This window comes from Fundidesulfovibrio putealis DSM 16056 (assembly GCF_000429325.1).
Lineage (GTDB): Bacteria > Desulfobacterota > Desulfovibrionia > Desulfovibrionales > Desulfovibrionaceae > Fundidesulfovibrio > Fundidesulfovibrio putealis.
The window spans coordinates 223,224-240,850 of sequence record NZ_KE386885.1 but is presented as its reverse complement, the minus strand read 5'-3'; the positions used below and the strand labels follow the sequence as shown (position 1 = coordinate 240,850).

Below are 17,627 nucleotides of genomic sequence, written 5' to 3'. Positions count from 1 at the left end.
CGCGGAAAAAGAATGACGAAAAGGCGAAAAAATACAAATCCTACCGCCCCGGAGGCGTTGCCCACGGCGACCGCCTTCTGCTATGTTCTCCAAATGGCGAGCCTAGTTGCATGAAAGGAGACAGCTCATGCTTATACGCGACTGGATGACCAAGGAAGTGATCACCGTGGGCCCCGAGACCTCCATGATGAAGGCCTCCAAGCTCATGCGCGAACACAAGATCAGCAGGATTCCCGTGGTGGACGATTCCGGTCGGCTTCTGGGCATCGTGTCCGACCGCGACCTCAAGGAGGCCTCGCCCTCCAAGGCCACCTCGCTGGACATGCACGAGCTCTATTACCTGCTCTCCGAGATCAAGGTCAAAGACATCATGACCAAGACCCCCCTGGCGGTCAAACCCTCGGAGACCGTGGAAAAAGCCGCCGTGCTCATGATGAACAACAACTTCGGCGGCCTGCCCGTGGTGGACGAGAGCCTGAAGGTGGTCGGCATCATCACCGATTCCGACGTCTTCAAGGTGCTGGTGCAGATCACCGGCGTCACCGAGGGCGGCGTGCAGCTGGCCTTCAGCCTGCCAAACGCCCCCGGTTCGCTCAAGGCGGTGCTGGACGACCTGAAGACCTACGAAGCGCGGGTCATAAGCGTCCTGACCTCCTTCTCCCACGCCGACGAGGGACGCCGCGACGTGTACATCCGCATCCAGGACCCGGACAAGGCCGTGCTGACCACCCTGGTGGACGAGATGTCCAAGAAGTACACGCTGCTCTACTGGGTACGCGACAACCTGAACCCCATCATTCCCTAGCCGCCTCCGGCGGACACGTTTCCAGGCGCCCAGCCCGTACGGCTTATTCAGGCCGTGCGGGCCGGGCAGTCTTGACACCGGGGAGTTCGTGCATACATCACTGGCGCGGCGTTCAAGTCCGCCAACCATCGATTTCAAGGAGTCCGCCATGTCCGATACCCGCTGCTGCCCGCACTGCGGCGTCGCCCTCGATCCCTGGCTCGGGCCGCCCGAGTCCGGCTGGGGAGAGATCCTCGTGTGCAACAACAATGAGTGCACATTCTTCAAGGGTTCGCCCGGCTGCATCCGCCACGCGGAAGAAGGCTCCCCGCTCGGCGTCCGCTACGCCGAGGACCCCGACAACGATTACATCCCCTTCAGCCTGGTTGCCTGGCACGGCGCCTGCCGTTAGCCAAGGCCCGCCAGCACCCGCGCATCGCGCCCGTCTCCGGCAGGAGGCGGGCGCGACGGCGTTTTAACGCCCGGCAGCCTCTCAAAGGCTTGCCCATCGCGCCCCCTGCTGCTAGCTTTCCGGGCTCGCGGCGTACGCCCCAAAGCAGCACCCCCAAGGACTTCCCATGCCTTTCCTGACCCTCCTGGCCATAGCCGTGGCCCTGGCCATGGACGCCTTTGCCGTGGCCCTGGCTACGGGAATCTGTCTGCGCCAGGCGCGCGCCTCCCAGACGCTGCGCATGGCGCTGGCCTTCGGCGTGTTCCAGGCGGCCATGCCCGTGGCCGGATGGATGCTCGGCCTCACCGTGCGCGACTACATCGAATCCTTCGACCACTGGGCCGCGTTCGGCCTTTTGGCCCTGGTGGGCGGCAAGATGATCTACGAGGCCCTCAAGGGCGAGGACACGGACGATCAATGCCCGCCCAAGGACCCCACCAGGGGCTTTCAGCTCATCGTCCTGGCCGTGGCCACCAGCATCGACGCGCTGGCCGTTGGCCTGTCCTTTGCGGTGCTGAACGAGCCCATCTGGTTCCCGGCCCTGGTGATCGGCGTGGTGTGCTTCGCCATCACGGCCCTGGGCGTGCGCATCGGCTGCATGGCCGGGCACGTCAGCGCCGTCAGTCGCTACGCCGAGATCGTGGGCGGAGTGACGCTCATCGGCATCGGGGTGAAGATCCTCCTGGAGCACGACGCGCTTTCGGCATTCCTGTCCTAACCCTCCAAAATACCCAACTGGCCTGCCATGGATATCTTTTCCGCTTCGCTGACAGTCGTCGGCCTGTGCCTGTTCGAGACCATAAGCTCCATCGACAACGCGATAATAAACGCCGAAGTGCTCTCCACCATGCGCCCCAAGTACCGGCGCTGGTTTCTGGTGTGGGGCATCCTGATCGCGGTGTTCGCGGTGCGCGGGCTGCTGCCGTGGTTCATCGTGTGGGTGGTCACGCCGGGGCTCGGCCCCATCGAGGCACTGACCGCCACGTTCTCTTCCGACCCCAGCGTCCTGGAGGCCGTCAGGCTGGCGTCCCCGCCGTTGCTCATGGGCGGCGGCATATTCCTGGTGTTCCTGTTCTTCCACTGGGTGTTCCTGGAGGAGAAGAATTTCGGCCTGCCCGGCGAGCGCTTCCTGATGCGCCAGGGCGTGTGGTTCTACGCCGTGGCCTCGCTCATCCTCACGGTGGTGGTCTGGTACGCCCTCAAGATCAACCCGGCCATTGCGTTCGGCGCGGTGGTGGGTTCCACGGCCTTTTTCATCACCCACGGGTTCAAGCAGAACGCCGAGCAGAGCGAGCGGGAGCTGATGCACTCGCACCGCTCCGATATCGCAAAGATCCTCTATCTGGAGGTCATCGACGCCACGTTCTCCATCGACGGCGTGCTGGGAGCCTTCGCCTTCACCCTGTCCGTGCCGCTCATCCTTATCGGTAACGGCCTGGGCGCGTACGTGGTGCGCGAACTCACAGTGCGCAACGTCGAGACCATCAAAAAATACCTGTTCCTGAAAAACGGAGCCATGTATTCGGTGCTCTTCCTGGGTACAATCATGGTGCTGGACGCCTTCGGCGCACCCATCCCGCACTGGGTCTCCCCGGTGGTGACCATCATCGTTGTGGCCTACTTCTTCTTCAAGTCGCGCGTGGCCATGCGTTGATTTGCGGAAGCTGGACAAGGTTTGGCGGAATCTTTATAGCTGGGCAAATTTTCAAGGAGTACCCCATGAAACGCGTTATCGCCTTCGTGTTCGCTCTCGCTCTGACCGCCAGCCTCTCCGGCATGGCCCTGGCCCAGGCTCCCGCAGCCGCCCCTGCCCCCGCTCCCGCCGTTGACGACGCCGCTCCCGCCCCCACCGGCGAGAAAGCCTTCAAGGTGCTGGACGCCAACGGAGACGGCAAGGTCACCAAGGAAGAGTTCATGGCCGCCGCCCAGAAGCGCGCAGCGGCGCGCTACGACAAGCTGGACACCCAGAACAAGGGCTACCTGACCAAGGAAGACTTCACGGCCGCGCGCGGCAAGGCGCGTGAAAAGGCCGAGGCCCGCAAAGCCAAAAAAGCTGCCGCCCCTCAGCAGTAACAGGCGCGAGAATCGCGGGCGGGCTGCGGTCCGCCCGCTCCTCCCTTCTCTGCCCACTCCGGCTGCGCGTTTTTCGCATCTGCGCCGCCCTGCAAGAGGATTCCCCCATGACCCACGAAAGCAGCGTCCCCCGCCCTCCCGCTGGCAACGAAGCAGTTCCCCGGCGTCGCATCCTGGTGGCCGACGACGACGAGGTGAATCGGCGTCTGGCCGGGATGATCCTCAGCCGTGCCGGGCATGAGGCCACAGTGGTGGAGAGCGGCGAAGCGGCCCTGGCCGAGCTTTGCGCAGCCAGTTACGACCTCATCCTTCTGGATGTGGAGATGCCGGGGCTGAGCGGTCCCGAGACCGCCGAGCGCATCCGCCGCGAGCATCACGCCCCCGGACAGTGCACGGTCATCGTGGCCCTGACCGCCCACAGCGGACACAGGGAGCACGCCTGCTGCCTGGAAAGCGGCATGGACGCCGTGCTGGTCAAACCGCTCAGCCTGGAGGCGCTCTTGCCGTGGCTGTCTCCGTGCGGCGACGCCTGACGCCTGAATTATCCCCATCCGCCTTGCTTCAGCCTTCCGGGCGCGCTACACTCGGCGCACTTCCAGGAGGATGACGCAATGACAGACAACGCCAAAGCCATGGTGCTGGGCTCTTTCCTAGGCGATTCGCTGGCCCTGGGAGTGCACTGGATTTACGATCAGGGCCTGATAGCCCAAACCCACGGTCGCCTGGACGGGCTCAAGGCACCGGCACCCGGTTCCTACCATGCCACCAGGCAGGCCGGGGACTTCACCCACTACGGCGATCAGGCCCTTCTTCTTCTCCAGTGCGTGGCCGACAAATCCGGCTTCGATCCCGCCGACTTCTCCTCCCGCTGGCGCGCCATGTTCGAGGGCGGCTACACCGGCTACGTGGACCGGGCTACCCGCAACACGCTTTCCCAACTGGCAGCCGGGTGGGAACCCCTGGACGCCGGGTCCGCTTCGGACGACCTGTCGGCGGCCGCGCGCATCGCCCCGCTGGTCTACGCGTACCGCGACAATCTCGAAGCCCTGATCCCGGCCTGCCGCACCCAGGCCGCCATGACCCACAATAACGGCAAAGTCCTGGACGCTTCCGAATTCTTCGCGCGCACAACACACGCAGTACTCTCCGGTTCATCCCCCATCGACGCCATGACTGCTGCGCTCGAAGGCCGCTTCCCCGGCTCACCGCTGCACGGCTGGTTCAAGCAGGGGCTGGACGCCGCCTCTGAAGACTCCATCCTGGCCATCGCGCGCTTCGGGCAGAGCTGCCACGTGGACGGAGCGTTCCAGTCCGTGGTGCAACTCATTGCGCGCCATCAGGGCGCGCCTGCCGAGGCGCTGGTCGATTCCGCCATGGCCGGGGGAGACTCCGCCGCGCGCAACATGATCGTGGGCATGGTGCTGTGCGCCCAGTCCGGCATCGGGGGCATCCCTCAGGATTGGCTGGGGGCGCTTGCCAAGAAGGACGAGATAGAGGCGCTGCTGGCTCGCCTGGGATAAGTAGACATCCTCAGTCGGAATTTTTCTTGCCGTAGTCCGGATTATTCGGCACACAAAGGACTACGAGGCTTGCCTGACGCAAAGCCAGAAACAAGGAGCATTCCACATGAAGAAAGTTCTCGTATTGATGGGGCTTATGCTGTCTCTTTCCGCCCTGAACGCCTTTGCCGGTTCCGACGACGCCAAGTGGGTCGCCAAGTGCATCTCTGACAACGCGGACGCCAAGGTGCCCGTGGAAGTTGTCACCAAGTACTGCACCTGCATGAACAACAAGATGGACAACAACGAGACGCTCTCCATCAGCGCCTGGGAAAAGACCCACCCCAACGAGCGCATGGCCTGCGAAAAAGAGGCTGGCTGGAACTAGGCATGCCGGGGCTTCGCCCCAGACCCGGCCAGGTCTCCGCCCTGGACCCGCCAGGGGGATGATCCCCCTGGACCCTCAGCTCGCTTCGCATAACGAGGCGATTTGCTTATAGATCTTGCTCGTGGATGCCGGTCAGGGCTGGATGGGGCAAACTTCGGCTACCCACTCTCGTTCACGCCTGCCCGCCGGGTGACGGCGGAAAGCCCGGCTGTGAGCATGATAGGATATACCAGGGGTAGTTCAGGCCGAAAAGTGTCTTTGCCCGTCGGAGAATCCCAGAGAAAGCCTCCCCTATAGGTTCACTTCTGCGCGAGAGGTGTTCTTGTGCCGCATCGAGGATGGGGGCGTAAAAGCAGAGCAGGGCTGACCTGATGGTAGCGACGGCGACGGCTTCGTCATCACATCGCATGAGCCTTGAGAAGTATTCTGCCGCGTTGTCGCCCGTATAAAAGGGGAGAATATGGGCCAGCACGAGTGGGCTTATGGTCCGGTTCTCTGCTGCTTCCCTGAAGAGGGTATCAATTCCAAGGCCGCTGAAGGGTGAGGTGAAGGCGAATGAGGCCAGCTTGGCCTGGCCGGGTTCCGCCTCGGCCACCTGGCGCAGCAGCACTATCCTGGCCAGCCGGAAATATCGTTCCGCCATGGTGTTTCCTTCCCGCCAATGGGGTACGGCCCGCGCAGCCACCACTTCTTTTACGGTTCGCATGTCTTGCGCGCGTACGTTCACGAAGTTCTGCAAGAGCTCGAGTATGACGTCGTCCCCCTTTTTCCAGTGGGACTGGCACGTGTCGTAATATGATAAAAACAGGGACTCACGGCCGGTGTTCAGCAGGTATGGCTGTATGTAGGCGACGCAGTAGTTGTGCCTCTGGTATATGGCATAATCGTGGAAGGCTGGGAGCGTCTGATAGAACAGGGAGCAGCAGTGCTTGAAGAGTTCGTGAGCTTCCAGGTGCTGGAAGTCATACTGTTTGATGCCGGTCTGCTCCTCCTGTTTTTGGACGCACGGGGGAATCCTCTTCTCTATCTTGGAACCCCGGTAACATGTCAGTTTCGAATTCACAGACTGCAGCGAAGGGATGCTGAACGAGGTCATCACGGAAAGATTGTCGTTAATCTCACGAGTGTTTGTCCAGGGATCGAAAAAGATGAATCCCGGGTTGGTTGTAATACCCAACCTGTTCAGCGTTGACATGGCCTGGAGGTGCTCCTTCACGGTTTCTTGCTTCTCGTACCTGTCGAGCACGGCCTGGGAAAAGGATTCGATTCCTAGAAACACGCCAGAAAGGCCTGCCCGCTTGAGTGTCTTGAAGAGGGTCTCGTCGACAGCGGCTGATCGGCACATGAATCCGAAGCGCACCGGAGGCAGCTTCTTCATGACAAGTTCGGCGAATCGTTCGGCCCGTTCAAACGCGGCCGCCGTCTGCAGCAGGAAGTTGTCGTCGACGAAGTAGAAGTGGCAGGCGTCGAAATCCCTGTTGATATATGCCATCTCCTCCACGACATCCTCAATGTCGCGCGGGCGCCACTTTCTCGTGCCCCCTGGCTGCGGAATGCTGCAGAAGTTACAGTGGAAAGGACAGCCTCGAGAAGCGGACATGCTGGCTTGCGGGTGCAGCAGGAGTTGCCAGGGGAGCATGTCCCTCGCGGGCCAGCTGAGGCTGTCCACATCCAGGGCCTGCATCTGGGAGACCTCGAGAAGGGAAGGGCAAGTCTGCGCGTCAAGAACCCCGAGAATGTCAGGGAGGGTGCGTTCCCCCTCTCCACGTATGATGGCGTCTGGACGGAAGCAGGAAAGTTCCTCGGCGGGAAGCGATGAGGCCAAGATGCCGCCGATGAGCACCTTGGTTCCGGGATTGTACTCTTTGACGGTCCGCGCCAGAGTCTTCCCTTGGTCTGCGTTCATCGCGGTGAGGGAGAGCCCAACGTAATCGGGCCTTGTGGAATCCAACAGTTGTTGGATGTGAAGCAGTTTTGGATCAACCAGGGCGCAATCCCAGAGATAAACATCATGAGAATCTCCAAGATGTTTCCGGACAGAAGCCGCCAGATACGCCAGCCCAAGGTTTTCAAGGTGAAGCTGAGTGCCCGAGTTCAGATTCGACGGCGGATTGATGAGCAGAAGTCTTTTTTTTGAGCTCATAGAGGACACCTTGGAATGCGGATACAATGGAAGGCTTACGAACTGAATGTGTTGTGGAATGCTTAGGAAGGCATTGAATGAACAGTGGTCACTGTCTGTTTGGCGATAAGCATATGAAATGATGTGCTCATAACACATACTTGAGGCGTGAATTTCACAGGAAGTTACATTGTGCGGGGGGGAGCATCAGTTTCATATCAATGAGAAGTTCGGTCGTGCACGCAAGCGTTGGCTGGTCGTTGGCGATAGGCAGAATTTTTCTTGCATAAAGTTATTTATTTTAGTGCTTTATCTTGTATAACAGCCCAGAAACGCGCAAAGCTGCGTTTCTGGGCTGTTTAATTTTTGAAATCATCGTGAGCGAGAGTGGCTGGCGCAGGGTGCTGTCCCGTTCGTGTCCTGGCGGGCGGGCTCGAACCGATTTGAAGACGATTCGTCGCCCGCCCGCCAGAACCCGACCGTGACAGCACCCATCCCCTGTCGAACGCACGCTCTGCCGCGCTGAAAATGCGTTCTGCGACAATGAAGGCGCGCCCTGCCAAAGCGAATGGCAGGGCAGGACGCGGACGCAAGTGGCCGGTCGGGAGCCTTCAACAGTAGGGAATCCCAGCCTTAACCCACGGAGCATACGGCAATTTCAAGAAACAAGGCCTGAAGCGCGGCTTTGCGCGCTTCAGGCCTCATATTTGACAGGAATCTGAACTGTAGCAGGGCTTTACGCGAAGCGAATAGCCGGGTCCAGGGGAGGCTTCTCCCCTGGCGGGTGCAGGGCAGAGCCCTGCCGGGGTCGGGCGGAGCCCGATTCCCTCCCGTCCTACTCGTCGGCGCTGGCGGCGAGAAGCTGCCCGCATGCGGCGAAGATGTCGCGGCCTTTACTCTTGCGCAGGGTGACAGTGATGCCTTTGTCCCAGAGGATCTTCTGGAAGGCTTCCACGGCTTCGGGCGAGGGCGCGTCGTAGGGCAGTCCGGGCGACGCGTTGTAGGCGATGAGGTTCACCTTGCCCTTCACGTGCGACAGAATCCGCACCAGGTCGCGGGCCTGCTGCGGCGAGTCGTTGACGCCGCCGAGCAGCACGTACTCGAAGGTGATGTTCTCGCGCGGCTTGAGGGGTATTTTCTTGAGCACTTCCAGGAGCTTGTCCAGCGGCAGCGCCTTGGCGGCCTTGGGCATGAGCTTCTCGCGCAGCGCCTGATCGGGCGCGTGCAGCGACACGGCCAGCGCCCCGAGCCCGGCGCGTCCGAACTCCAGGATGCCGGGCACGATGCCCACGGTGGACACGGTGACGCGGCGCGAGGAGAAGTCGAGGCCCTGGGGGTGGTGCAGCGACTCAAGCGATTGCAGGAGATTGTTGTAGTTCAGCAGAGGCTCGCCCATGCCCATGAACACAAGGTTCCGAAGGGAAAGCTTCGTGTCGAGCGAGGCCAGGACCGTGCGGGCCACCAGAATCTGGCCCAGAATCTCGCCGTGGGTGAGGTTTCGGGTCAGGCCCATCTGCCCGGTGCGGCAGAAGGTGCAGGCCATGGCGCACCCGGCCTGACTGGAGAGACACTGGGTGTAATGGGTCTTCTCCGGGATGAGCACAGTCTCGATGCCAACGCCTTCGCCCAGGTCCAGGAGCAGCTTGATGGTGCCGTCGCTGCTCTGGAGTTGCTTGGAGATGACGGGCAGACGAATGACGGCGGATTCGTCCAGACGGGCGCGCATTTCCTTGGAGAGGTTGGTCATCTCCAGGGGGGAGGCTGCGCCCTTCTGCCACAGCCACTGCCAGACCTGACGCGCGCGGAAGGGCGGTTCTCCCAGGCGCGTGACGAAGTCTTCCAGCTGGTGGAAGCTCAGGTCCAGCAGGTTGGGCCGGTCGCCCTGGTCAGGAGACGCGGGCGCGTTGGCGGACTGGGTCATCCGTTCAGCTGCTCCCGGGCGGAGTACTTCTTCACGAAGTCCACTGCCTGTTCCACGGTCTGCACGTCGCCCATGACCTGGGCCTGGAGCAGCGCGTCGCGGATCACGCCCACGGCGGGTCCGGGGGGGATGGCCAGGATGGTCATGATTTCCTTGCCGTTGAGCAGCGGTTCGAGCTCTTCCTCGCGGATCTCCGTGCGGTCGAGCATTTTCATGTTGTGGTTGAATTCCTTGTAGGTGCCGCCGCGCGCCTTGATGTCGGCGCGGGCGTGCTCGATCAGGCGCGGGTATTCGTCCAGGGCCTTGAAACGGCGGATGCCCTTGTCGGTGAGCATGAAGTGGAAGCGCATGTGATGGCGCACCAGATGGCAGATCAGGTCGATCTCGTCGTGGGGCATGCGCAGGCTGGAGAGCAGCCTGCGGGCGACCTTGGCGCCCACGCGGTGGTGCTGGTGGAAGTTCCACTGGCCGTCGACGATTTCGGCGGTGTGGAGCTTGCCCACGTCGTGGAACAGGCAGGACAGGGTGCCGAACCAGTCGTAGGGCAGTTCGTCCGGGTAGTGCTTCATCACATTCAGGGTGTGCTCGAAGACGGACTCGTCCTCGGTGTCGTTCTTCTTCTGCTTGATGCGCGCCAGGGCCGCGATTTCGGGCAGCAGGCCGTGCAGGATCATGGATTCGTACAGGAGCCGCACGAACACGTGCATGTTCTCGGCCTCGACCTTGCGCCATTCGTCCATGATGTCCGAGACGGGCACGTAGTCCAGCACGCGCTGTCCGGCGCGCAGGATGGCCATCCAGGAGTTGGGGCCGATGGGCAGGCCGAAGTTGGCGGCGTAGCGCATGGCGCGGATGGCGCGCAGGTAGTCCTGCCTGAGCGTCTGGTCCTGGATGCCCTTGAAGCGGATGACGCCGCCGGAGAAGTCGGCGAAGCCGTCCAGGGGGTCCTCGGTGCGGGGCAGGTAGGGGCAGGCCAGGTTGGGCGGCAGCTCCTCGGTCTCGGTGAGGCGCTTGGCCAGGCGCGAGGTCAGGCGCACCAGGCATTCCTCGGGGTGCGAGGCGTCGGCGGCGTCGGCGTGATAGAAATTGATGAGGGTCTCGCCTTCCTTGAGGCGTGCGAATGATTCGCCGCGCTCCTGGGAGACGTTGGGGAACAGCTTCTGAAGTTCATCGAGGCCCGCGTCGGTGCAGACGTCCAACTCGGGCTGGTTGCTTCCGGCCAGCAGGGCCTTCTGCAGCCTGGCGTTGATGACGTAGGCGTCGTACCCGTTGCGGATGATGGCCTTGCAGATGCCTACGGCGTCCTTGAAAGACTGACTCATGAAAACTCCAGGAGTTAGAGCGCGTTTTTGCCCGCCACATAGGCGGCCCTGACCACTCCGGTCAGTTCGCGCCCCATGAGCGGGGTGTTCTTGCCCTTGGAGGCCAGGGCTTTGGGAGTGACGGTCCAGCGGGCCGAGGGGTCGAACAGGATGAAGTCCGCCGGGTCGCCCTCTTGGAAGCGGTTCAGGGGCAGGGCGAAGATCTCAGCCGGGCGCACGCACCATGCCGAAACGAGCGTTCTGGCCGAGAGTTCGCCGCGCGCCACCAGCTCCCAGGTGACGGACAGGGCCGTTTCCAGCCCGGAGATGCCGTTGGGGGCCTCGTCGAAGGGGGTTTCCTTCTCGTGGGAGGCGTGGGGCGCGTGGTCCGTGGCCAGCACGTCGATGGTGCCGTCCTCCAGGGCCGCAAGCAAGGCTTGCTGGTCCGCCCGGGTGCGAAGCGGTGGGTTCACCTTGGCGGCGGTGTCGTAGTCCTCGCAGGCCTCCTCGGTGAGGATCAGGTAATGCGGGCAGGTCTCCGCCGTGACGGGAGCGCCCTTGGCCTTGGCCTCGCGGATCACGTCCACGCTCATCTTGCTGGAAATGTGCGCCAGATGGATCGGCACGCCCAGATACTGGGCCAGCAGGCAGTCGCGCGCCACCTGGATGGCCTCGCCGCAGGCGGGAGCGCCGCGAAGGCCCAGGCGTGCGCTGACTTCGCCTTCGTTCACGCCAGCTCCGGGGGCCAGATACGGGTCCTCGCAGTGGTCGATCACCGGGATGCCCAGGTCGGAGGCGTATTCCAGGGCGCGGCGGAACAGTTCGGAGTCGGCCACGGGGCGGCCGTCGTTGGAGTAGGCCTTGCAGCCTGCGGCGCGAAGCTCTTCCAGGGGAGCCAGGGATTTGCCCTCAAGGCCCAGGGTGAGCGCGCCCACCGGGAACAGGCGCGGCCCGCGCGGGTGGGACTTGGCGGCCTTGTCCAGCATGGTCTCGGTGATCGATGCCTGATCGTTCACCGGGTCGGTGTTGGCCATGCACATCACGTTGACGAAGCCGCCCTTGGCGGCGGCGGACAGGCCGGTGGCGATGGTTTCCTTCCATTCCTGGCCGGGTTCGCGCAGGTGGACGTGCACGTCCGTGAGGCCGGGCAAAAGCAGCATGCCTTCGGCTTCCACCACCTTGGCCCCTTCGGGAACGGGCCGGGTTCCGGCGGGAACCAGGGCCAGGATGCGCCCCTTGGCCGCGAACAGGTCCACGGGGGCCTGAGGGCTTTCGGCCAGCGCCGCGCCGCGTACGACGAGATCAGCTTGGGACACGGGCTACTCCTTGCGTTCCTTGCGGGTGAGGTACAGGTGCAGAAGGGCCATGCGCACGTCCACGCCCGAGGACACCTGATCGAGAATGAGGCTCTCGGGCGCGTCTGCCAGGTCCGAGGCGATTTCCCAACCCCGGTTGATGGGGCCGGGGTGCAGCACCAGGGCGTTCCTGGCGGCCTTGGCCAGGCGTGCCGTGGTCATGCAGAAGCGGCGGGAATACTCGCGCACGTCGGGCAGCAGCCCGGCCTGCTGGCGCTCCAGTTGGAGGCGCAGGCACATGACGGCGTCCACGCCGCGCACGGCCTCGTCAAGCTCGGAGTACACCGGCACGTTCCAGGTGGAAACCGCGTGGGGCAGGAGCGTCTTGGGCGCGCACAGACGAACTTTGGCACCCAGGAGGCGCAGCAGATGGACGTTGGAGCGGGCCACGCGGCTGTGGGTGATGTCGCCCAGGATGAGCACGGTCTTGCCTTCGACCGAACCCCAGCGCTCGGTGAGCGTGAAGGCGTCCAGCAGGGCCTGGGTGGGGTGGGCGTGCCAGCCGTCGCCCGCGTTGATCACCGCGCAGTCCAGGCGCTCGGCGATGAACTGGGCCGCGCCGCTCATGTTGTGGCGCATGACGATGCCGTCGGGCTTCATGGCCTGGAGGGTGAGGACGGTGTCCTTGAGGGACTCGCCCTTCACCAGGGAGCTGCCGCTTTTCTGCAGCGAGAACGTATCGGCGGACAGACGCTTGCCCGCCACGTCGAAACTGGTTTTGGTGCGGGTGGACGGCTCGGCGAAGAAGAGGACAACGGACTTGCCCTTCAGAATGGGCACCTTCTTCACGGGCCGTGAATTTATCTCCTGGAAGGACTTGGCCGCCCGCAGAATTTCCAGGGCGTCGGCCTTGGAGAGCTGAGTGACATCCAGAAGGTCCTTGTGTGGCCAGGTCATAAGGCTCCTTGGGGTGGGGGGTGGCCGGGGGAGGTTCGCGCCGGGTATTTTCCATACCTTATGCGCAGGCGTCAATCATCCAGTGCCGATTCCAGGTCCCCAGGCAGCACGGAGAAGCGCGCGGCCATGCCCGGAGCCAGGCTCCCCAGGCAGGAGAAGCCCAAAAGGCCTGCCGCGTTGGCGCTCAGGAGGCGGACGGCCTCCGCGAGGCTCAGGCCGGTGTGTTCCAGCAGGGCGCGCAGCTCCTCAAACAGATTCAGGTCCGGCGCGGAGGCCAGGGAGTCTGTCCCCAGGCAGCACGGGATGCCCGCGTCCAGATAGGCGCGGGCGGGCGCGCGGCCTACGCCGATGATTGCGTTGGAGCGCGGGCACAGGCAGACCGTAACACCGCGAGCCTTCAAAATGTCGATATCCGCCTGGGACACGTGTACGGCGTGAACCGCCAAAGTGCGCGCGTCCAGAAGGCCCAGGGCGTCGGCCCAGCCAACCGGAGTCAGGCCCGGGGGTGAAAACTCCGGCGGCAGGATGCGAAGGCGCATGAAGTCCGCAAAGTCGCCCGTGCCATGCGCCAGAAGCTCCACCTCGCCCGCGTGCTCGGCCAGATGGATGGAGAACACGCGCCCGAGCGCATCGTCCCACTGCTTGGCGGCGCACAGGGACTCCGGGCTGGTGGAATAGAGGGCGTGCCCGGCCAGGGAGAGATGCTCAAGCGCAATGTCCGGCAGGGGGGCGTCCGGCAGGTAGCCGAAACGCTCGAACTGCATGACGTACCGCATGCCTGCGGCCTCCAGGCTCTTGGCCACCTGGGCGGCGTTGCGGCTGGTGATGTCCGCCACCGCCGCCGTGCCGCAGGCCGAAAGCTGGGACACGGCCCGCGCCAGGGCCTTGGCGTCCAGGTCGGCCACGGGCTGGCTTACGAGCCAGCGCACCCAGGCCAAGTAGCCCTGGCCCTGCGCGGAAGGTAGCCCCAGGTGGGAGAGCTCCAGGTGGGCGTGGGCGTTGACCAGTCCGGGCAGGAGCGTCACCTCGCCCAGGTCGCGCACGTCCTGCGGGGCGCGGGCCTTGAGCTCCTGCCAGGACCCGGCGTCGGCAATGCGCCCTTGGCGCACCATCACCGCGCCGTCCGCAATGACCTCGCGCCCCGGCAGCATGGCCGCCACCCGCCGGGCGCGGAGCGTATAGGTGTCGTCAAGCATCATGCGAGCACATCCAGTTGAAAGTCTTCGCGGTCCTCGAAGCGCACGGAGGCGGCGTCCAGGCCCAGTGTTTGATATTCGGGGGCCAGCCCGCGCCTGACGCCCCAGAATTCGCCGCTCAGGCGCTGGGGGGCGCGCAAGGCAACGCCCCGGCGCGAGCCCAGCCGTTCCCGGATGTCCAGAAACAACGCCCTGGCCCGCACCATGGTGCCAAGCGCCGGGTGGCGCGGACCGGCCAGCATGGCCGCCTCCAGGGCCGGGTCCGGGGCAAGGCCGATGCGCGTCACCGCGATGTCGGCCCGCCACAGGGCAAGTACGGCGCTGCCCAGCGCATTGACGGTTTCGTCAAGATCCCAGGGCAGGTAGCCGCCTGAACGCCACAGTTCGGCCAGGGGCGTCCCGGCCAGCACCAGACAGGGATGCAGGCGCACGAGATCGGGCGCGATATCGATGCAGCGGCGCACGTCCTCGGCCAGCATGCCGGGCGCATGTCCGGGCAGGCCCGGCAGCAGTTGCAGCCCGAGCCCCAGACCCGCATCGCGCACCGCCCGGCTTGCGTCCTCCACGTCGCGGGCCGCGCAGCCGCGCCCGGCAGCCGCAAGCACGGCGTCGTCAAAGGTTTGCACGCCCAACTCCACCATGTCCAGGCCTTGGTCGGCCAGTTCCCGCATGAGGGCGGGCGGACAGGCGTCCGGCCGTGTGGAGCAGCGGATGGCGGCCACCTGCCCGCACGGTTTGCGGCGTGCGGCTTCTTCCAGAAAACGGGTGCGCCAGACCGGTGGCAGGGCCGTGAACGTGCCCCCGTAGAAGGCCACTTCCAGGGGTGCTTCCCCTTGTGCGGCGTCCAGATCGGCCCTCATGGACTCCAAAGCGGCGGGCAGATGGTCCTGGGGTCGGCCCTGGCGAGCGTCCGGAGTGCAAAAAATACAGCGTTTTGGACACCCTGCCTGGGGCATGAAAACTGGCAGGATTCGGCGTCTGGCGCGGCCTTGCGGCTGGGTCGGAGCCGGGTGCGGGAAAAAAAACGGACCATAAAGTGGACGGTCTTTTTCAATTGCCTCTTGCAAAAAAAATTCTCCCGCGCTAGCAGATGGTTAGAAAAACCAGTGTCGCCGCATTTAGGCGCGCTGCCGGACACCGTGAGGAAGCCATGATCGTCGAAGATTGCATCTTCTGTAAAATCATCCGGGGGGAGATCCCCTGCGCCAAGGTCTACGAGACCCACACGGTGCTGGCCTTCCTGGATATCGCCCCGGTGAACAAGGGCCATGCCCTGGTGATCCCCAAGGCGCACTACGAGAACATCTGGGAGCTGCCCGCTTCGCTTGCCACCGAGATGCTCGTCGCAGTCCAGACCGTGGGCCAGGCCCTGAAGGACGGGCTGGGAGCGCAGGGCATGAACTTGGGCATGAACAACGGCGTGGCAGCCGGGCAGCTGGTGATGCACGCCCACTGGCATCTGATTCCTCGATTCGCCGACGACGGCCTGACCCTGTGGCCCCAGAAAAGCTACGACAGCCCTGAAGAAATGGGCCTGACGGCTCTGAAAATATCTGGCACCATCCGATAACCACTCGAAGCCCCGGAGGCCCCCATGAGCGGGAAGACCCTCACGAAAGCCGACATAGTCGACTCCATTTACGAAAAAACCGAAAAGAACCGCGCCGAGGTGAAGGTCCTGGTGGACAACCTGCTGGACATCATGAAGCAGGCCATCAAGAAGGACAACTCGCTGCTCATTTCGGGCTTCGGAAAGTTCGACGCGTACGACAAGCGCGCCCGCAAGGGCCGCAACCCTCAAACCAGCGACTCCATCGTCCTGCCGCCGCGCAAGGTGGTGGTGTTTCGCCTGTCGCGCAAGTTCCGCGCGGAATTAAATCCCGACGAAGTGCTTTAGGCTGTCGCCGCCCGGCGGCAGCAGCGACGATTCCAAGCGGGCTGCGGGCTTCCCGGATACGGGAAGCCAGTGGTCCGCTTCGTCGCGCCTTCTGGCAAGGCTGCCCGGCTTTGCATTCATCGAGACACCCGGCAGTTCCCGAAGACTGCGCGCTTTTGCCGCATGGGTCGGAGCCTGTAGGCAGTTTTGCCGCAACATCAGGCATGGCTGTCCGGGGTCGCGCCCTTTGTCCAACTCCGTTGGTCCCCGGCGAATTCCCGCCTCCCGGCGGTCGGGAGCATGCGCCTGCCGGGCCGTTGTCAGCGCGCCATCACGAAGGCGTCCGGGAACTCCACGGACATGAGCTCCCGCACGGCCATGGCTTCCTCCATGCTGGCGAACACGCCCGCCTGCACCCGCCACAGCCGGAGCCCGCTCTGGTCGCCCTCCTGCATGCGTGAGCCAGCGTAGCCGCGCCGCGTCATGCGACCGAGAAGGATCTCGGCGTTCTCGCGCACGGCGAAGGCTCCCAGCTGCACGTAGAATGGTCCCGGCAGGTGGCCCTCCTCCAGGCCGGGGATGTCGCCCTCCACGGCGATGCGCACCCTGGCGGTGCCCTTGCCGTAGATGCCCAGGGCCTTGGCCCCGGCGGGGGTCAGGTCGATGCAGCGCCCGGACACGAAGGGGCCGCGGTCGTTGACGCGCACCGTGGTTTCGCGGCCGTTCTCCAGGTTCTGCACCCGCACCATGGTGTTCATGGGCAGGATCTTGTGGGCGCAGGTGAGGTCGCCCGAACGCAGCCGCTCGCCGTTGGCCGTGGTCTTGCCCGAGAACCAGCCCGGCTCGTACCAGGAGGCGTAGCCCTCCTCGCTGAAGCCCTGGGCGTTGGGGATGGGCTGGTAGGTCTTGCCTTTGATGGTGTAGGCGCGCTGGGTGGCCTTGCCCGAGGATTTGCGCGGAGCATGAGACGCGCAGGAGGCGGCCACAAGGGCCGCCAGCAGCAGAAGCAAGGCCTGGAAAAAACGCGCGCGCATGCGAAGTGACTAGGACAAAGAAAAAAATCACGCAACCGGGTTGACAACCTGGCGGTTTCGGAATAGTTCCTCTCCTCCCGTGCTGGGGGATCGTCTAGCGGCAGGACTACGGACTCTGACTCCGTCAACCTAGGTTCGAATCCTAGTCCCCCAGCCACTTTGACAATATGTAGCGCGTCCCCATCGTCTAGCCTGGTCCAGGACGACGGCCTTTCACGCCGTTAACAGGGGTTCAAATCCCCTTGGGGACGCCAGCGAATTCAGGGGCTTACGAAAGTAAGCCCCTTTTTCGTGGCCTCGGATATAGTGGGTGGATATAGTTCTATCGGCCACCTCCTGCCGCTTTAAAGGCCATGCTCACGCTCGATCAGCACCTGTCCACGTTGGCGGCCTTGAGAGACAAGGCGGCGGAGGCCGGACAGTTGGGCGCGGCTATCACGGCTGAGGTCGCGCGCGGCAAGGCCGCTGGCCTCTATGTGGAGAAGAGAGAGGTACACGCTCGGATGACGGCAGTCGTTGAGGTTGGGGATGACAAATATTGATTAAAGCGACTTGTGCTTGGCGGATTGAGAGCACAGCCGACAGCCAGGAATAATGTTCTCATGCCTCTCCCTTGCATCCGGCTTGCCCGAGACCTCTGCCGCATCTGCATGTATGGATATGCCTTCCTACTAGGGCGAAGAGTCTCTACACGCTTGTCTTCAGAGAAAGTGAGGCCCCTATGGAGGGG

Annotated in this window: 18 protein-coding genes and 2 tRNA genes; 12 read left to right on the top strand and 8 right to left on the bottom strand. The window is 63.7% G+C overall.

The genetic code is table 11. The features are described 5' to 3' along the window. Window positions 1-127 precede the first annotated feature (127 nt). From G453_RS0117830 to G453_RS0117795, 8 genes are all read left to right on the top strand, one after another. A complete protein-coding gene (locus G453_RS0117830; RefSeq protein WP_027192123.1) occupies window positions 128-805 on the top strand; it encodes a CBS and ACT domain-containing protein in 678 nt (225 codons plus the stop codon). 148 nt (window positions 806-953) lie between these two features. Further along, window positions 954-1,196, top strand: coding sequence for a hypothetical protein (locus G453_RS0117825; protein WP_027192122.1), 243 nt, complete (start codon window positions 954-956; stop codon window positions 1,194-1,196). A gap of 166 nt (window positions 1,197-1,362) precedes the next feature. Next, the gene (locus tag G453_RS0117820) at window positions 1,363-1,953 is read left to right on the top strand and encodes a manganese efflux pump MntP (RefSeq protein WP_027192121.1); all 591 of its coding nucleotides are present in this window, start codon (window positions 1,363-1,365) and stop codon (window positions 1,951-1,953) included. A 27-nt stretch (window positions 1,954-1,980) separates the two neighbouring features. Further along, entirely contained in the window at window positions 1,981-2,889 is a 909-nt protein-coding gene (locus G453_RS0117815; RefSeq protein ID WP_027192120.1) for a DUF475 domain-containing protein, read from the top strand. Window positions 2,890-2,954: 65 nt separating this feature from the next. Further along, the gene (locus G453_RS26695) at window positions 2,955-3,308 is read left to right on the top strand and encodes an EF-hand domain-containing protein (protein WP_051272590.1); all 354 of its coding nucleotides are present in this window, start codon (window positions 2,955-2,957) and stop codon (window positions 3,306-3,308) included. 107 nt (window positions 3,309-3,415) lie between these two features. After that, complete coding sequence (locus G453_RS25020) at window positions 3,416-3,841, top strand: response regulator (protein WP_051272589.1); 426 nt, start codon at window positions 3,416-3,418, stop codon at window positions 3,839-3,841. A 78-nt stretch (window positions 3,842-3,919) separates the two neighbouring features. Then, window positions 3,920-4,828: an ADP-ribosylglycohydrolase family protein gene (locus tag G453_RS0117800; protein ID WP_027192119.1), complete on the top strand. Its 909-nt coding sequence runs from the start codon at window positions 3,920-3,922 to the stop codon at window positions 4,826-4,828. A gap of 106 nt (window positions 4,829-4,934) precedes the next feature. Further along, window positions 4,935-5,195 carry a hypothetical protein gene (locus G453_RS0117795; RefSeq protein ID WP_027192118.1) on the top strand — a complete coding sequence of 87 codons (261 nt, stop codon included), beginning with the start codon at window positions 4,935-4,937 and terminating at the stop codon, window positions 5,193-5,195. A gap of 172 nt (window positions 5,196-5,367) precedes the next feature. Here G453_RS0117795 and G453_RS0117790 read toward each other — a convergent pair whose 3' ends face one another. The 7 genes from G453_RS0117790 to G453_RS25015 all read right to left on the bottom strand — a co-directional run bounded on the left by G453_RS0117790 (window position 5,368) and on the right by G453_RS25015 (window position 15,054). Beyond that, window positions 5,368-7,338, bottom strand: a complete 1,971-nt coding sequence (locus G453_RS0117790; RefSeq protein ID WP_027192117.1) for a B12-binding domain-containing radical SAM protein — start codon at window positions 7,336-7,338, stop codon at window positions 5,368-5,370. An 814-nt stretch (window positions 7,339-8,152) separates the two neighbouring features. After that, window positions 8,153-9,238, bottom strand: coding sequence for a 23S rRNA (adenine(2503)-C(2))-methyltransferase RlmN (gene rlmN / locus G453_RS0117785; RefSeq protein ID WP_051272586.1), 1,086 nt, complete (start codon window positions 9,236-9,238; stop codon window positions 8,153-8,155). Beyond that, window positions 9,235-10,560: an HD domain-containing protein gene (locus G453_RS0117780; protein ID WP_027192115.1), complete on the bottom strand. Its 1,326-nt coding sequence runs from the start codon at window positions 10,558-10,560 to the stop codon at window positions 9,235-9,237. Before G453_RS0117780 ends, rlmN begins: the two co-directional genes overlap by 4 nt. A 14-nt stretch (window positions 10,561-10,574) precedes the next feature. Next, window positions 10,575-11,855: a dihydroorotase gene (locus G453_RS0117775; protein WP_027192114.1), complete on the bottom strand. Its 1,281-nt coding sequence runs from the start codon at window positions 11,853-11,855 to the stop codon at window positions 10,575-10,577. A 3-nt stretch (window positions 11,856-11,858) separates the two neighbouring features. Further along, entirely contained in the window at window positions 11,859-12,791 is a 933-nt protein-coding gene (locus tag G453_RS0117770) for an aspartate carbamoyltransferase catalytic subunit (protein WP_027192113.1), read from the bottom strand. Between the two features lie 71 nt (window positions 12,792-12,862). Continuing rightward, window positions 12,863-13,990, bottom strand: coding sequence for an amidohydrolase family protein (locus G453_RS0117765; RefSeq protein ID WP_027192112.1), 1,128 nt, complete (start codon window positions 13,988-13,990; stop codon window positions 12,863-12,865). Continuing rightward, on the bottom strand, window positions 13,987-15,054 hold the full coding sequence (locus G453_RS25015; RefSeq protein WP_407635556.1) for a radical SAM protein: 1,068 nt from the start codon (window positions 15,052-15,054) through the stop codon (window positions 13,987-13,989). Before G453_RS25015 ends, G453_RS0117765 begins: the two co-directional genes overlap by 4 nt. An 83-nt stretch (window positions 15,055-15,137) precedes the next feature. Here G453_RS25015 and G453_RS0117755 point away from each other — a divergent pair, with 83 nt between their 5' ends. Then, window positions 15,138-15,557, top strand: coding sequence for an HIT family protein (locus G453_RS0117755; protein WP_027192111.1), 420 nt, complete (start codon window positions 15,138-15,140; stop codon window positions 15,555-15,557). Between the two features lie 24 nt (window positions 15,558-15,581). Beyond that, on the top strand, window positions 15,582-15,884 hold the full coding sequence (locus tag G453_RS0117750; RefSeq protein ID WP_027192110.1) for an integration host factor subunit alpha: 303 nt from the start codon (window positions 15,582-15,584) through the stop codon (window positions 15,882-15,884). Between the two features lie 299 nt (window positions 15,885-16,183). Here G453_RS0117750 and G453_RS0117745 read toward each other — a convergent pair whose 3' ends face one another. Then, the gene (locus G453_RS0117745) at window positions 16,184-16,897 is read right to left on the bottom strand and encodes an SPOR domain-containing protein (protein WP_027192109.1); all 714 of its coding nucleotides are present in this window, start codon (window positions 16,895-16,897) and stop codon (window positions 16,184-16,186) included. Window positions 16,898-16,980: 83 nt separating this feature from the next. Here G453_RS0117745 and G453_RS0117740 point away from each other — a divergent pair. Then, window positions 16,981-17,054, top strand: a tRNA-Gln gene (locus tag G453_RS0117740). Between the two features lie 19 nt (window positions 17,055-17,073). Beyond that, window positions 17,074-17,151, top strand: a tRNA-Glu gene (locus G453_RS0117735). Window positions 17,152-17,627: the final 476 nt, after the last annotated feature.

What these genes read in the sequence shown, in the direction of transcription:
- G453_RS0117790 (WP_027192117.1), bottom strand. Translation starts at nt 7,338, where the DNA reads ATGAGCTCAAAAAAAAGACTTCTGCTCATCAATCCGCCGTCGAATCTG.
- rlmN (WP_051272586.1), bottom strand. Translation starts at nt 9,238, where the DNA reads ATGACCCAGTCCGCCAACGCGCCCGCGTCTCCTGACCAGGGCGACCGG.
- G453_RS0117830 (WP_027192123.1), top strand. Translation starts at nt 128, where the DNA reads ATGCTTATACGCGACTGGATGACCAAGGAAGTGATCACCGTGGGCCCC.
- G453_RS25020 (WP_051272589.1), top strand. Translation starts at nt 3,416, where the DNA reads ATGACCCACGAAAGCAGCGTCCCCCGCCCTCCCGCTGGCAACGAAGCA.
- G453_RS0117825 (WP_027192122.1), top strand. Translation starts at nt 954, where the DNA reads ATGTCCGATACCCGCTGCTGCCCGCACTGCGGCGTCGCCCTCGATCCC.
- G453_RS0117765 (WP_027192112.1), bottom strand. Translation starts at nt 13,990, where the DNA reads ATGATGCTTGACGACACCTATACGCTCCGCGCCCGGCGGGTGGCGGCC.
- G453_RS0117820 (WP_027192121.1), top strand. Translation starts at nt 1,363, where the DNA reads ATGCCTTTCCTGACCCTCCTGGCCATAGCCGTGGCCCTGGCCATGGAC.
- G453_RS0117750 (WP_027192110.1), top strand. Translation starts at nt 15,582, where the DNA reads ATGAGCGGGAAGACCCTCACGAAAGCCGACATAGTCGACTCCATTTAC.
- G453_RS0117815 (WP_027192120.1), top strand. Translation starts at nt 1,981, where the DNA reads ATGGATATCTTTTCCGCTTCGCTGACAGTCGTCGGCCTGTGCCTGTTC.
- G453_RS0117795 (WP_027192118.1), top strand. Translation starts at nt 4,935, where the DNA reads ATGAAGAAAGTTCTCGTATTGATGGGGCTTATGCTGTCTCTTTCCGCC.
- G453_RS0117745 (WP_027192109.1), bottom strand. Translation starts at nt 16,897, where the DNA reads ATGCGCGCGCGTTTTTTCCAGGCCTTGCTTCTGCTGCTGGCGGCCCTT.
- G453_RS0117770 (WP_027192113.1), bottom strand. Translation starts at nt 12,791, where the DNA reads ATGACCTGGCCACACAAGGACCTTCTGGATGTCACTCAGCTCTCCAAG.
- G453_RS0117800 (WP_027192119.1), top strand. Translation starts at nt 3,920, where the DNA reads ATGACAGACAACGCCAAAGCCATGGTGCTGGGCTCTTTCCTAGGCGAT.
- G453_RS0117780 (WP_027192115.1), bottom strand. Translation starts at nt 10,560, where the DNA reads ATGAGTCAGTCTTTCAAGGACGCCGTAGGCATCTGCAAGGCCATCATC.
- G453_RS0117755 (WP_027192111.1), top strand. Translation starts at nt 15,138, where the DNA reads ATGATCGTCGAAGATTGCATCTTCTGTAAAATCATCCGGGGGGAGATC.
- G453_RS26695 (WP_051272590.1), top strand. Translation starts at nt 2,955, where the DNA reads ATGAAACGCGTTATCGCCTTCGTGTTCGCTCTCGCTCTGACCGCCAGC.